This window comes from Pseudomonas sp. S2_B10, assembly GCF_054668425.1.
In genome coordinates, this window is the sequence record NZ_CP162768.1 from 5,768,195 (window position 1) to 5,781,577 (window position 13,383).

The 13,383-nt window shown below is 62.7% G+C and carries 11 protein-coding genes; all 11 read right to left on the bottom strand.

Annotated features, from left to right (window positions below):
• Positions 1-20: 20 nt before the first annotated feature.
• A complete protein-coding gene (galE, locus tag AB4O45_RS25925; RefSeq protein WP_460160823.1) occupies positions 21-1,076 on the bottom strand; it encodes a UDP-glucose 4-epimerase GalE in 1,056 nt (351 codons plus the stop codon).
• A 31-nt stretch (positions 1,077-1,107) separates the two neighbouring features.
• Positions 1,108-2,526: an oligosaccharide flippase family protein gene (locus AB4O45_RS25930; RefSeq protein ID WP_460160824.1), complete on the bottom strand. Its 1,419-nt coding sequence runs from the start codon at positions 2,524-2,526 to the stop codon at positions 1,108-1,110.
• A gap of 17 nt (positions 2,527-2,543) precedes the next feature.
• Positions 2,544-3,473, bottom strand: a complete 930-nt coding sequence (locus AB4O45_RS25935; protein WP_323620655.1) for a glycosyltransferase family 2 protein — start codon at positions 3,471-3,473, stop codon at positions 2,544-2,546.
• On the bottom strand, positions 3,467-4,774 hold the full coding sequence (locus tag AB4O45_RS25940) for an O-antigen ligase family protein (protein ID WP_252885930.1): 1,308 nt from the start codon (positions 4,772-4,774) through the stop codon (positions 3,467-3,469). The genes AB4O45_RS25935 and AB4O45_RS25940 overlap by 7 nt, the downstream gene beginning before the upstream one ends.
• A 1-nt stretch (position 4,775) precedes the next feature.
• Positions 4,776-5,882: a glycosyltransferase gene (locus AB4O45_RS25945; protein ID WP_460160825.1), complete on the bottom strand. Its 1,107-nt coding sequence runs from the start codon at positions 5,880-5,882 to the stop codon at positions 4,776-4,778.
• Positions 5,879-6,958: a glycosyltransferase gene (locus AB4O45_RS25950; protein WP_460160826.1), complete on the bottom strand. Its 1,080-nt coding sequence runs from the start codon at positions 6,956-6,958 to the stop codon at positions 5,879-5,881. The genes AB4O45_RS25945 and AB4O45_RS25950 overlap by 4 nt, the downstream gene beginning before the upstream one ends.
• A gap of 11 nt (positions 6,959-6,969) precedes the next feature.
• Positions 6,970-7,677, bottom strand: coding sequence for a WecB/TagA/CpsF family glycosyltransferase (locus tag AB4O45_RS25955; protein ID WP_056785627.1), 708 nt, complete (start codon positions 7,675-7,677; stop codon positions 6,970-6,972).
• Positions 7,674-9,032 carry a UDP-glucose dehydrogenase family protein gene (locus AB4O45_RS25960; protein WP_460160827.1) on the bottom strand — a complete coding sequence of 453 codons (1,359 nt, stop codon included), beginning with the start codon at positions 9,030-9,032 and terminating at the stop codon, positions 7,674-7,676. Before AB4O45_RS25960 ends, AB4O45_RS25955 begins: the two co-directional genes overlap by 4 nt.
• Positions 9,033-9,078: 46 nt before the next feature.
• Positions 9,079-10,470, bottom strand: coding sequence for an undecaprenyl-phosphate glucose phosphotransferase (locus tag AB4O45_RS25965; protein WP_056785633.1), 1,392 nt, complete (start codon positions 10,468-10,470; stop codon positions 9,079-9,081).
• A 66-nt stretch (positions 10,471-10,536) separates the two neighbouring features.
• Positions 10,537-12,846 (bottom strand): GumC family protein, encoded by a 2,310-nt coding sequence (locus AB4O45_RS25970; RefSeq protein ID WP_460160828.1) that lies wholly within the window; start codon positions 12,844-12,846, stop codon positions 10,537-10,539.
• Between the two features lie 2 nt (positions 12,847-12,848).
• Positions 12,849-13,382, bottom strand: a complete 534-nt coding sequence (locus AB4O45_RS25975; protein ID WP_236168959.1) for a polysaccharide biosynthesis/export family protein — start codon at positions 13,380-13,382, stop codon at positions 12,849-12,851.
• Between the last annotated feature and the right edge of the window lies 1 nt (position 13,383).

Below are 13,383 nucleotides of genomic sequence, written 5' to 3' on the forward strand. Positions count from 1 at the left end.
TAACATGGATGTGCGCCGGTTCAGCTACCCACCGCCAGCAGCGGCGCCGGTTGCGGGCGGTAGCCCCACGGGTTGCTGGTCTGCCAGCGCCAGCTGTCGATGAGCATTTGCGTCAGCTGGCGTTGTGCCCGCCAGCCCAGCTCGCGCCCGGCCTTGCTCGCGTCGGCGCGGCACTCGGCGATATCTCCGGCGCGGCGTGGGGCGAAGCGGTAGGGAATGCGCAGGCCGGTGACGTCTTCGAAGGCGCTGATGATCTGCAATACGCTGTAGCCGGTGCCGCTGCCGAGATTCCATACGTGCAGGCCATGCTCGTCGCCCTGCAAAACCTGTAGCGCCTTGAGATGACCTTCAGCCAGGTCCAGCACATGGATGTAATCGCGAATACAGGTGCCGTCGACTGTTGGATAGTCGTTGCCATACACGGTCAACGCAGTGCGCTGGCCGCTGGCAACCTCGGTCAGGCACGGCAGCAGATTGTTCGGTCGACCGCTGGGTGCTTCTCCGATCAGCCCGCTCTGGTGCGCGCCGATCGGGTTGAAGTATCGCAGCACAGCGATGTTCCAGCGTGAATCGGCGAGGGCAAGGTCGCTGAGCAATTCTTCGATCATCAACTTCGAGCGCCCGTAGGGATTAACCGGTTTGCCGGTGCCGTGCTCTTCCACGATGGGCATGCGGGCCGGCTCGCCGTACACCGTCGCCGAGGAACTGAACACCAGATTGAACACGTGGGCGCGGGCCATCGCCTGACACAGGTTCAGCGTGCCGAACACATTGTTGGCGTAGTAATCCATGGGGCGGCGCACGCTTTGCGCAACCGCTTTGAGCCCGGCGAAATGCAGCACCGCGTCGATCGCGTAGGTGCTGAAAATCTCTTCCAGCAGCGCGGCGTCGCGGATATCGCCCTCGATGAAATCGACGTGCGAATGACTCAACAGCTCCAGCCGTGCGACTGCTTCGCGGCTGCTGTTGCACAGATTGTCGAGGATCAGCACCGAGTGTCCGGCTTCGATCAGTTGCAATGCCGTGTGCGAACCGAGGTAGCCGGCACCGCCCGTGATCAACGTGGTTTTGCGCATGACGACGTACTCCATTGCGAGGAAATCCGGCTCAGCGGGCGGTGAACACCAACTTGAATTCTTGCGGCCAGCGCGGGTGCAGCAGGCTGTAGGCCAAGGCATAGGTCAGCGTGCCGATGGCAATGTCGCCGGCCAGGTGCGCATAACCGGACAGGCCGGTCTGCCGCGACAGCCACATCACCACGACGACCATCACGAAAGAGGCAAGCAGGCTGCGGTAACTGGACTGAAAGAAGCTGCGCCAGTCGTAACCGATCGCGGCGTGCAGGCCGCGTACCTGCAACGGCGTGATCAGCAGCATGCGCAGCAGCAAAGCCAGCGCCGCCGCCATGCCGCCGTAGCTCGCGCCAAGCAAATAGACCAGCGCCAGCGCGAGCAGGGTGGTGGCAACTTCGGCCTTGAGCGTCAGGTGCGTGCGATTGACCGCCACCAGCGCAGTGGTTGCATACAGCGCCAGATTGCCCAGCGCCGCCGTACAGGCGAGCACTTGCAGCAAGGGAATCGCGTCGGCCCATTTCGCGCCGAAGATCAGCAGGATGATGTCTTCGGCGGTCAGGGCGATGCCGAAGAACAGCGGCGTGAGCACGAAGCCGCTGATCGCCGTGGAATCGCTAATCATCCCGATCAGCCGCGCCGGTTCGGCACTGCGCCGGGCGAACACCGGCAGGGCGTAACTCATCAAGCCGTTGCAGATCGCCGAGCGCGGCAGGTCGATGATGCGCATGGCCAGATTGAACATGCCCACCGCATGGGCGCCAGCGGTGAGACCGAGAATCAGGTTGACGCCGCGTTGCAGGGTTTGCGAACTCATCACGTTGACACAGACCGGGAGACCGGCGCGCAGCAGTTCGCTCAGCACCTGGCGGTCGATCAGCAAGGGAATGCGCCGACGTTCGCTGCGCATCAGCACCAGCGTGGAAATGCCGTCCATGATCAGCGCCTGCGCGACCACCGCCCACGGGCCGAAACCCAACAGCGCCACGGCCACCCCGCCGACACCGCCAGCCACTTTGCCGAGCAAGGTACGCGAGGCCAGCAGCTTGAAGTTGCCGCTGCGGCGCATTTGCGCCACATACACCCGCGCCATCAGGGTGAAAAGGATTTTCACCGAGGCCACAGCGGTCATCCAGCGCAGCGCGGTGGACGGCGTATAGAGCACCATCGCCAGCGAAATCAACGCGATCGATAGCAGGCTGACCAGCACCGCAAACCAGAACACGCTGCTGATGTGTTTGTCTTCCATCCGCTGCAGGCGCACCAGCGGGTCTTCTAGCATCGACGAGAACAGAATGCCGACCACTTCGACCACGGCGATGATCAGCGTGCCGATGCCCAGCTCGGTCGGCGTCAGCAAATGTGCGTAGACGACAAAGGTAATCATCGACAGAAAGATCAGGCCGAACTTCTCGGTGAAAATCCATGCGAGGGTCATCAGGCGACGGTTGGCCATGGCGCGATCCCTGAAATTCAGCGGCTGTTGCCCAGACTTTTGAAGCAGGCGTAGAGGTAGCGCAGGGTCGGTTTGCCCCGGGAGAACAACAGCGTCTGCCACGAATGCCCGAGCATCTGCCGGAACACCTCGATGACCCGGCGATGATCGCCGCGCCGGGAAAAGGCATTGAGAAATTCCGCGTGATTGGCGAGGACGAAATAGATCCGCTGCTGCTGGTTCAGCCGGGTGCCGTAACGCGCCAGGTACAGCTGGATGAAGCGCAGCTTGTGCGGGTAATACTTGTGCGGTTGCGCGGTGATGTTGGCGGCATTGACGGCGCGCCAGTGCAGAATCTGCGGCACGCTGTGGATCTCGCTGATTTCCGCGATGCGCGTCCACAACAGGCGATCTTCAGCGAAGCGCAGGCTCTGATCGAAGCCGCCAATGGCGACGATGATCTCGCGCAGGGCGAGTACGCCGGAGGTGCCGTTGATGATGTTCTCGCGCATGAAGTCGGCAAAGTGCTCGCCGTGTTTACAGCGATCCTCCAATTGGCGTTTGCCATCACTGAATTCGCTCATCTGAAAGCAATCGATCAAACCGACTTTGCGTCCCTGTCGGGTCAATTCCGCGTGCAGTGCCAGTTGTTTTTGCAGTTTTTCCGGATGCCAGCGGTCGTCGGCATCAAGGAAAGCGATAAAGGTTTCTTCGGCGCTGAACACGCCGCGATTGCGTGCACTGGCCGGGCCTTGGTTGGGCTGCTGCAACAGCACGATGGGGAAGGGCGCGGCGTACTGCCTGACGATCTCTGGCCCGGCATCGCTGGAACCGTCATCGACGACAATGACTTTGTCCGGCAGGCGGGTCTGTGCGCACACCGAGTCCAGTGTGCGTTGAATGCTGGCGGCGGCGTTGTACAGCGGAATCACCACGCACACGGTGACTGCCGAGGGATCATTCAGCATGGGCGTTGCTCCCGGAAAGTGCCGCGCATTGGCCGAGCATTCGCCGCTGGCAGCGGCTGCGGACGGGCGACGAGGTGATGGCGGAAGGTCAGGCTGAGCACGCAGAAAATCAGGAACTCACCCGAGCGGTAGTTGGGAATCACATAGGCGACGTAATTGGTAACGACGAACAGGCCGATGATCACCAGCGCACAGGCCTGATAGCGCGCCGACTGATCCGCCGTGATTGCCCGATAGCGCTTGCTCAGGGTCTGGGCAAACATCAGCAGCAGGGCGATCAACTGGATCAAACCGCCGTTGAGCAGGGTTTCAACGTAGCCGCTGTGCGCATTGCCGATGTAGCCCCAGCGGGTAATGAACGCATCGGCATCGGCGCTGGCCCAGAACGCGCCGAAGCCATAGCCCTTGAGAAATTGCGCATCGATCAGCGGCTGCAACAGCTCCCAGATCAACGTGCGGTCAGTGAGTGACGGGTCGCGGCCGACCAGTTCCAGCAGCATGGCGTAGTTGGCGTAAAGCACCCCACACAAGAGGAAGAACACCAACGTGGCGGCGGTGAAGGCCAGCAGTGAGCGGTTGATGCGCAGCCGGATCAGCGTGATGAAGTAGGCGTAACTGGCGGTGCCGGCGACGATCAGCGCAATCGCCGTGGCTGACTGCGCCAGACCGATGGCGATCAGCGCGAACAGCCCATACAGCATGGCCAGCGGGTTGCGCTGGCGGATCATCGGCAGCAGCAACAGGATCGCAATCGCGTTCAGGCGTGCGCCAGCGTTCTTTTCCGCGAACACCCCGCGAAAGGCCCCGTCACGGATGCCGCCGGAAATAAAGGCGATGTCCGGGCGAATCACGGCGAAGATCAACCCGACCAGCGCCGCTGCACCGATCACGCAGCCGAACAGAAAAGCGATCCGCTCGATGCTGTAGCGCCAAGCGATAAAACCGGCAAAAAACACCACGCTGAGCAGCGCAATGAAACGCTTGAAACTGAGCATCGGCTCGCTCGACCAACTGATCGACGCCGCCACGCAGCCGAGAAACAACAGCAAAAACAGGTTCTGCCGGTAGAAACTCTTGCTGAGGAACACTTTGTGGCGAATGAAGAAGAACAGCGGCACCAGCAACGTCAGCAAGCCGCAGACCTGATTGGCCAGATTGCCTTCCAGATCCTGCTGGGCATCGTCCAGCGTGCTCACATTCCCCAGGCGCAGAAAGAAGCCGATCACTTGCGTATAGAACAGCACGCCAAACAAGGTGAAGGCGTCGGCCAGTGTCGAATAACGCACTTGCAGGCGGTTCATCTCAGCGCCTCCCGAGTAACGCCTTGAGGTAGGTCTGCACCGCGCGGCCGCTGACGAAGCGCGCGGCGGCATCAATCCGCCGCTGGCGATGCAGGGCTCGTGGTGCGGCCATTTGTGCGCTGATTGCGCTGGCGAGCGCGGCCGGATCGTCAACCTCGACCAAGGGGGCGACGGCGCCATCGCCGAGGATTTCCTGCGGGCCGTACGGGCAGCGGGTCGCCACGACCGGCGTGCCGGTCGACAGGGCTTCGACCAACGCGTTGGGGCTGCCCTCGAAACGCGACGACAGGACGAAACAGTCCGCTCGGGCAATCTCGGCGATAGGGTCACTGGCGTATCCCGGTAGATCGCAACGCTCTGCGACGCCGAGCGCTGTCGCTTGGGCCAGCAGTTCGCCGCGCAGGGCGCCTTCGCCGAAGATGATCAGCCGCGCATCGCGTTGCGGCAGACGGGCGAAGGCGTCGATCAAAGTGTCGAAGCCCTTTTGTTGCGCCAGTCGACCCACGGCGACGATCACCGGGGTGGTTTTGTCCTTCAGCCAGGGATGGCTGGGCGCGGCGGCGGGTTTGTCACGAAAATCGTTGTCGAGCACCGGGTTGTCAGCGGTCGTCACATCGCGCGCGCGGGCGATGGTGGTGTCGACCAGATCCTCGGCGACGCCTTGTGACACGCAGATCACCGGGTTGGGAATCAGCCGGTACAACCACGGCGCCAGCCAGTAGGCGAGCTTGACCGACAATGCCGGGTTGACGTGTTTGTCCCGCGAAAAGGCATTGCGCTCGCTGACATGCAGCCGCGCCAGCGTCCCGGACAGCGCGGCGGCGGCAATCGCCACGACGTTGACGTGGGTGAGGGCGGCCAGTTGCGCGTCGTACTGATTGCTGCGTAAAAACCGTGTCAGTGCCGGCACAGCCGCCGCGCTGCGCGGACTGTCGAGCAGCACTTGTCTGACTCGTGGGTCGAGCGCCGGCTGATTGATGCCGGCACCGGTGAGCATCAGCAGCGTGACTTCGTTGCCGGCCTCAACCAAGGCACCGGCGAGGCGCACCATCATTTTCTCCGCGCCGCCGGCGCCGAGGTCCTGGAGGATGATCAGCAGCTTTTTCATCGGTTCCACACCTGGTAATAAGCCTGCGCGGCGTACTGGCTGGTATAGGGCAGGATCGCGTCGCTGACTGAATGTCGGGGCGGCGGCTCGGGTTCGCGGCTGGCCAGACTGTCGAGCAGCGCCTCGGCCAGGGCTGGCACATCGTTGACGACGACCAAACGCCCGAGGCGTCCATCGTCGAGCAACTCGCGCGGACCGCTGCCGCAATCGGTGGAGATCACCGGCGTACCCAGCGCCAGCGCCTCGACCAGTACCGTCGGCAAACCTTCGTGCAATGAGCTGAGCACCAACAGTTGCGCATGGCGGATCAGCGGATAGGGATTGCGCAGATGCCCGGTGAAATGCACCAGACGTTCGATGCCCAGCCGTTGTGTCTGCGCTTCAAGCGCTGCGCGTAACGGCCCGTCGCCGGCAATTACCAGATAGGGCAGCGGGCGTTGTTGCGCCGCCAGCGCGTAGGCGTCGAGCAGCAGCGCGAAGCCCTTGGTTTCCACTAGCCGGCCGACACCCAGCCAATAATGATGGGGCACGCCACCGGGCAACGGCGCCTGAGCCGCACGCAACAGTTGCTCGCTGATCACCGCGTTCGGGCAATAACGAATACGCGGTCGCCCCCACGGCATCAACCCGGCAAGCGACTGGCGCAGACCGTGGGACACCGCGACCACCTTGCCGCTGCCGCACAGGTACAGCGCGTACAACAGCCGCAGGCTGGCGCGCCCGGTGTTTTGCTCGGCGCAATCCAGCGCGGCGTGGCGGGTGTAAATGACTTTGCAGGGACTGCCCAGGGTGGCGAACCAGGTGCAGAGATTGGCCTGCTCCTTGGCGCCAATCAGGTGCGTCACGCTTTCGCGGCGAATCAGCCGGCGCAACAGCACGATCGACTTTAGCCAGCCCGCGAGCCCACTGCCGCCACCGGCCATGCTCGGCGCGCCGTCGACGTTGGGCGAGTCGCCGTTCATGACGAAAAAACTCACCCGCCGGCCGTCCGCCAGAAACTGCTCGGCGAGGCGTTGCTGCACGCACTCGACGCCGCCGCCAGTCTGGTAATCCTTGAGCGTGAACAGAATATGCATCGGCACAATCCTCATGGGGCAGTGACATTGATTGCCACTTGCTGGCGCAGAATCAGTTCGGTCAGGCGCAGGGCATTGCTCGGGTAGTCGAGCAGGTAGCGCTTGATCGTGTGCGGCTCGCGGTACATGCGGTAGAAGGCGCGCAGGTGCAGGCGGTTGATGGCGTCGGGGTAGTAACGCTCGCCGGCATCGGCTTCCTGACGAATGAAACCGCCGCAGGTGAACGCCACGCCGCTGAAGCCACCACGCAGCGCATCGAGGACAAAGCGCTCCTGCAGACCGGCGCCGAGGCCGACCAGCAACAGGTTGGTCCGCTGCCGACGGATATCAGCCTGAAGCGCGGCGCCTTGCTCGGCATCGAAGTACCCGTTGTGCGCGCCGACCAGTTGCAGGCGCGGGTACTGCATGCCGAGCTTTTCCACGAAACGATCAAGCTCGGCCTGCCGCGCACCGACCACATAGACGCGTTTGCCGCGCTGCTCGGATTCACGCAACACCGGATCGGCAATCGAGGTGAAATCGAAACTGACCCGCTGCACCGCGCGCCCGGTGATGCGCGACATGAACCCGGACATCAGCATGCCGTCGCAAAAATACGCCAGCGACGACGGCGGCTGGCGGATGAAACTGCCGATCGAGGCGAAGTTGAGAAAGGAGAAGGCCCGGTTGGATTCCAGCAGGGCCGGCGAATAACGGTCGAGCAATTCCAGGCGGATCATGACGCGAGATCCTGTGCTTCAGCGGCGCAGGTTGGCCGGCCGACGCTGATGTAGGTGAAACCGCGTGCGCTGAGGCGTTGCGGATCGAACAAATTGCGGCCATCGAAGATCAGCGGATTTTTAAGCTGGCGGGCGAGCAGTTCGAAGTCCGGCGCGCGAAACGCTTGCCACTCGGTGACGATCACCAGCGCGTCGGCATTTTTCAGCGCCGCCTCTTTGGTGCCGGCCAGCGTCAGGTCATCGCGCGGGCCGTAAAGCTGCTGCGCCTGTTCCATGGCTTTCGGGTCGAATGCCTGCACATTGGCGCCGGCTCGCCACAACGCTTCCATCAACACGCGGCTGGGCGCTTCGCGCATGTCGTCGGTGTTGGGCTTGAAGCTCAGGCCCCACAGCGCGAAGGTTTTGCCTTCCAGCGCGCCGTTGAAGTGCTCGGTGATCTTGTGGAACAGCGTGCTTTTCTGCTCGTTGTTGCGCGACTCGACTGCGCGAAGCAGGCGCGCATCGATGTCGACGCCGTGGGCGGCGTGGATCAGCGCGCGCACATCCTTGGGAAAACACGAACCGCCGTAACCGATACCGGGGTAGATGAACTGGTAGCCGATGCGCGGATCCGAGCCGATGCCATGGCGAACCATTTCGATGTCGGCGCCAAGCTTTTCGGCAAGCCCGGCCATCTCGTTCATGAAACTGATCTTCGTCGCTAGCATGCAGTTGGCGGCGTACTTGGTCAGCTCGGCGCTGCGCACATCCATGACGATGATTTTTTCGCGGTTGCGATTGAACGGTTCGTACAGCTCGCGCATCACAGCTTCGGCACGCGGGCTGTCGGTGCCGATGATGATCCGGTCGGGGCGCATGCAGTCGTCGACCGCGCAACCTTCCTTGAGAAATTCCGGGTTGGAAACCACATCGAAGGTCAGTGCACCACGCCCGCTTTCGCCGAGGATGGCGCTGATGCATTCGCGCACCCGGTCCGCCGTGCCCACCGGCACCGTGGATTTGTCGACGATGATCTGCTCGCCGCGCAGGTGTTCGCCGATGGTACGGGCGACGCTGAGGACATGTTTGAGATCCGCCGAGCCGTCCTCGTCCGGCGGCGTGCCGACCGCGATCAGCAACACATCGCCGTGCTTTACCGCAGCGGCCAGATCACTGCCGAATTGCAGACGGCCGCTGTGATGATTGTCCCGCACCAGGCTTTTCAGACCCGGCTCGTAGATGGGCAGGCTGCCGTCGTTCAAGGCCTGCACCTTGGCCGCGTCGACATCCACACACAGCACGTTGTGGCCGACCTCGGCCAGCGCGGCGCCCTGGACCAGTCCGACATAACCGATACCGAATACACTCACATTCATGGGAAAACCTCATGCGTGGCGGGGTGGGCCAGAGCGCTGGCCGCTGTCAGTAGATGTTTTTCGAGAACAGGGTGAAGGGCGTCTTCAGGAGGATCTTGATGTCCAGCCACAGCGACCATTGATTGATGTAATTGAGGTCTTGGGCGACCCGGCGCTGCATCTTTTCCACGGTCTCGGTTTCGCCGCGATGCCCGGTGATCTGCGCCAGCCCGGTGATCCCAGGCTTGAGCCGATGCCGTGCCATGTAGGCGCGCACCTTGCCGGTGTAATAGATGTTGTGGGTGACCGCGTGCGGACGCGGCCCGACCAGCGCCATGTGGCCGAACAGCACGTTGAACAGTTGCGGCAGCTCATCGATGGAGCTGCGCCGCAGAAAGCGTCCCAGCGGTGTGACGCGGTCGTCGTCGCGGGTGGCCTGACGCACTTGCTGATCGTTGTGCACGCGCATCGAGCGAAACTTCCACACGCGGATCACTTCGCCGTCGCAGCCATGGCGGTTCTGCTTGAACAGCACTGGCCCCGGCGACGTCAGCTTGACTGCGATGGCGACGCCGAGCAGCAGCGGACTGAGCAGAATCAGCGCTACCGCTGCGACGCTGCGTTCGAACAGGTCCTTGCAGAACAGGCTGCCGGGGTGCGAGGTAAGCAGGCTTTCGTTGAGATAGATCGCCGGCATCCGCTCGATCTCGGAGATCGAATGATTGAGCAGGACCATGCTGCCCAGATCCGGAATCCACACCACGTCGACGTTCATGTCGAGCAGGTTGATGTACAACGCTTCGATCGTCGCCGCCTCGGCCATCGGCAGCACGATGTACACCCGCCGCGCCTGCAAGCGCGTGATGATTTCGCGGATGTCCTCGACTTCACCGAGCAGCGGCAGAATGCTCGGCGCCGGGCCGCTGTCGGCTTTCGCCGCGACAAACCCGAGCAGTAACGCACGATCCGGGTCGAGGAGTTTGCGCGCCAGTTCATGGGCGGTCGGGCAGGTGCCGATGATTACCGCGCGGCGCTCGTTGCAAATCATTTTGGTGTACATGCGCACGAACAGATGCAGCGGCAGAAACGTCGCCGCCTGGGCGAGAAAACCGACCACCGCCCAGACAATCACCACCTGCCGGGAGAACAACGCGCTGGTCTGGGTGACGAAGGCGATGCTCATCAGCAGTCCGAGCAGAATCAGCCAGCCGGCCAGCAAACGGCCGAGCCCGACCAGCAGGCCATGACGTTTGTGGTAGACCTGAACGAGGCTGTAGACCGGCATCGAGCCGAGCACCGTGAGGATGATCAGTAGCCGGTATTCACTGGGCAAGGCGCCGATGCGCCAGTGCACCAGAACAATCAGCAACAGATTGACCAGGGTCATTGCGCACAACCATTGCCCCCAGAAGGTGAGGCCGCGACGGTGTGCCATTTGCGCGGAATATTGCGAGGTCATCGGCGCGATCTCCGATTCGTCGAACAGGGAAGGACAGGCTGCGGCCGGGCGGCACGGCCCGAAGGATCAGCGCGGGGCGAAGTCGTAGTCGTAGAAGGAACGGGAATGGCCATGGCCGTACTTGCGCGCCTTGCGCAGATCGACCTGATTGAGCACCACGCCGAACACCGGCGCCTGGCTCTGCTGCAATACGGCGATGCTTTTGCGCACCTGGCCGACCGGCGTGCTCTGCGCCTTGACCACGTAGATCACCGCATCGGAATGCTGGGCCAGCAACAGCGCGTCACTGACAATTTCCGCTGGCGGCGAATCGATGATGATGTGCCGGTAGCGCGACTTGAGAATCTGCAACAGCCGACCGAGGCGCGGTGAACTGAGCAAGTCCTGCGCGGGGGCCACGGCGTTGCTCGAACTGCTCGAGGCTTTCAGCCGTGGTGCATCGAACGGGTCCAGCGCCGATGGCGTAAGACAGCCGGCCGGGAGCATGTCGAGATTGCCGACGCTGCGGATGCAGTCTTCCAGCCGCGCACTGCCGGCCATGAGGTTGGCGAGGCCGGGGCTCTGCGGCGGGAAATCGAAGTTCAGCGACAGCGTCGGCTGCCGCATGTCGGCATCGATCAGCAGCACCCGTTCCAGTGGCGCCAGTGACGAGGCAAGGTTGTTGGCGATGGTACTTTTGCCTTCGCCGGACACCGAGGAAGTGACGAGCACCACCTGCGCCGGGCGTTCGTTGTTCTGCAGCATCAGCCAGGTGCGCAGGTTGCGGATGGTTTCGCAGAAGCGTGGGTGGTCGTTGTCTTCGAACAGCCGCGCCAACTGCCGTCGGCTCTTCTTCATCACCAGCGGCACGACGCTGAGCAACGGCACATTGAGCAGGCTCTCGACGGTGTCGTCAGTCTTGAAGGTGTTGCTCAGCGTATCGAAGAGGAAGGCGAGGGCGACGCCAACCACCGCAGCGACCAGCGCAACAATCGCGAGAATCAGGTTCTTGCGCGGTTTGCTCGCTTCCAGCGGTGCGATCGCCGGGTCGACGATGCGCGCCTTGGCCGAATCCATGTCCGAAGTGGCGGCGGTTTCCTTGAGGCGGGTGACGAAGGTTTCATACAGCGCGCGGGTGCTGTCGACTTCACGCTGGAATTCGCGCAGCTGGAATTCCTTGCGCGAAATGTCCTGAATCTGCGCTTTGTTGCTGTTGAAGGATTTGCGCAGGGCGTCTTCGCTGGCCACTGCCAATTGGTATTGACGCTCGATGCCGGCGACCACTTGCTGCACTTGCAGGCGCAGACTGTTGGCGGCGGTGCGCTGTTCGGAACGGGCGGATATCAGCGCCGGGTGTTTCGGCCCGTAGCGGCCCGACAACTCTTCGACTTTGGCCTGAGCCTTGGCCAGGTCGGCCTGGAACTGCTGAATCAGCGGATTGCTCAGCACTGCCGGCACGCTGGACAAACGGCTGATGTCGCCGTTGCTCAAGGCTTGCGCCTGACGGAACTGGCTCTCCGCTTCGGCACGGTCGCGGCGCGCGTCGATCATGCGATTGCCGGTCATTTGCAGCTCGTTGGCACTGATGGTGGCGACGCCGTCGACATCGACCAGACCCTGTTCCTCGCGATAGGCCTGCAACTTGTTTTCGGCCACGCGCAGGTTGTCACGCAGTTCGACCAGGCGGGTGTTCATCCAGCTGGTGTTGTTTTGCGAAGACTTCAGGCTGGTGTCCTGCTGGCTGTCGATGAAGCCTTGGGCGAGGGCGTTGGCCACCGCCGCAGCGAGTGCCGGGTCGGGCAGTTCGACGTCGATCTCCAGCAATTGACTCTTGCCGACAAACTTGACGCTGGTGTGCAGCATCAGGTTTTGCGTGACGTCATTGAACACTTGCTCTTCGGTCGCTGGCGGCTTCGGCGGCGGCAGCAGATCCAGCCATGGCAGCCATTGGTCGCGATTTAGCTCCGCCAGCCATTGGCGCGGGGTGAACCAACTCTGCGCCTGCTGGCGTGGATCGGTGACCGGGTGGGTGGTGAGGCCCAGTTTGCGTACGGCGCGCTCGGCCAGCTCCCGCGATTGCAGCAGCGCTTGCTGGGTCTGCAAGTAATCGGTGGTGGTCGCGCCACCGGCTTCGGCGGCTTGCTGAAAACTCATCACGGGCGGCGTCTTGTCCTTGATCAGCAACGTCGCACTGCCGACGTATTGCGGCGTGATGAACGACAGCGCCACCACGGCCAGCGCGCAACTGAGCAGCACAAGCCAGGCGATGTTCCACTTCGCCGACCAGATCACCCGCCACAGATGCAGCAGATCAAGGGTGTCCGACTCGTCGGCGGCTTGCGTTGGCAAGTGGCCCTGGAGCGGACGTTCGAGGTAGGTGCTTGGGCTGTTGTCCATGATCAGAAAAAGCCTTGTGCAATGGAAATGGTGTCGCCGGGGGCGATGACAGTGGTGCGCGAGACGTTTTCAGTGACCGGCGGGCCGCCACTGCCGCGCAGGATCGTCACGCGTTTCATCGAGGCGCGTTCGGTCAGGCCGCCACCCAGGGCGATGGCTTTCTCCAGGGTCAGGCCGGGCTGAAACGGATAGCTGCCGGGCTTTTGCACCTCGCCGTTGATGTAGAACGGGCGGTACTCGATCTGGCTGAGGCTGACTTTCGGATCGACCAGATAGCCTTGCTTGAGGCCATCGACAATTTTCTGTTCGACCTGATTGGGCGTCAGGCCCTTGGCGACGATTTCGCCGAGAAACGGGTAGGAGAACGTGCCGGCATCATTGAGGCGAATCTTCTTGAAGCTCAGTTCCGGCTCGCCGAACACGATGATGCGCAAGACATCGCCAGCGGCCAGGCGGTAATGGGTGTCGGTGTCCGCCGCCTCGACCGTGGGCACTGTCCAGAGCAGCAACAACAGTAAAATCAGGCGCGTGTGCATG

What these genes read in the sequence shown, in the direction of transcription:
- AB4O45_RS25975 (WP_236168959.1), bottom strand. Translation starts at nt 13,382, where the DNA reads ATGCACACGCGCCTGATTTTACTGTTGTTGCTGCTCTGGACAGTGCCC.
- galE (WP_460160823.1), bottom strand. Translation starts at nt 1,076, where the DNA reads ATGCGCAAAACCACGTTGATCACGGGCGGTGCCGGCTACCTCGGTTCG.
- AB4O45_RS25940 (WP_252885930.1), bottom strand. Translation starts at nt 4,774, where the DNA reads ATGAACCGCCTGCAAGTGCGTTATTCGACACTGGCCGACGCCTTCACC.
- AB4O45_RS25960 (WP_460160827.1), bottom strand. Translation starts at nt 9,032, where the DNA reads ATGAATGTGAGTGTATTCGGTATCGGTTATGTCGGACTGGTCCAGGGC.
- AB4O45_RS25970 (WP_460160828.1), bottom strand. Translation starts at nt 12,846, where the DNA reads ATGGACAACAGCCCAAGCACCTACCTCGAACGTCCGCTCCAGGGCCAC.
- AB4O45_RS25930 (WP_460160824.1), bottom strand. Translation starts at nt 2,526, where the DNA reads ATGGCCAACCGTCGCCTGATGACCCTCGCATGGATTTTCACCGAGAAG.
- AB4O45_RS25955 (WP_056785627.1), bottom strand. Translation starts at nt 7,677, where the DNA reads ATGATCCGCCTGGAATTGCTCGACCGTTATTCGCCGGCCCTGCTGGAA.
- AB4O45_RS25950 (WP_460160826.1), bottom strand. Translation starts at nt 6,958, where the DNA reads ATGCATATTCTGTTCACGCTCAAGGATTACCAGACTGGCGGCGGCGTC.
- AB4O45_RS25945 (WP_460160825.1), bottom strand. Translation starts at nt 5,882, where the DNA reads ATGAAAAAGCTGCTGATCATCCTCCAGGACCTCGGCGCCGGCGGCGCG.
- AB4O45_RS25965 (WP_056785633.1), bottom strand. Translation starts at nt 10,470, where the DNA reads ATGACCTCGCAATATTCCGCGCAAATGGCACACCGTCGCGGCCTCACC.
- AB4O45_RS25935 (WP_323620655.1), bottom strand. Translation starts at nt 3,473, where the DNA reads ATGCTGAATGATCCCTCGGCAGTCACCGTGTGCGTGGTGATTCCGCTG.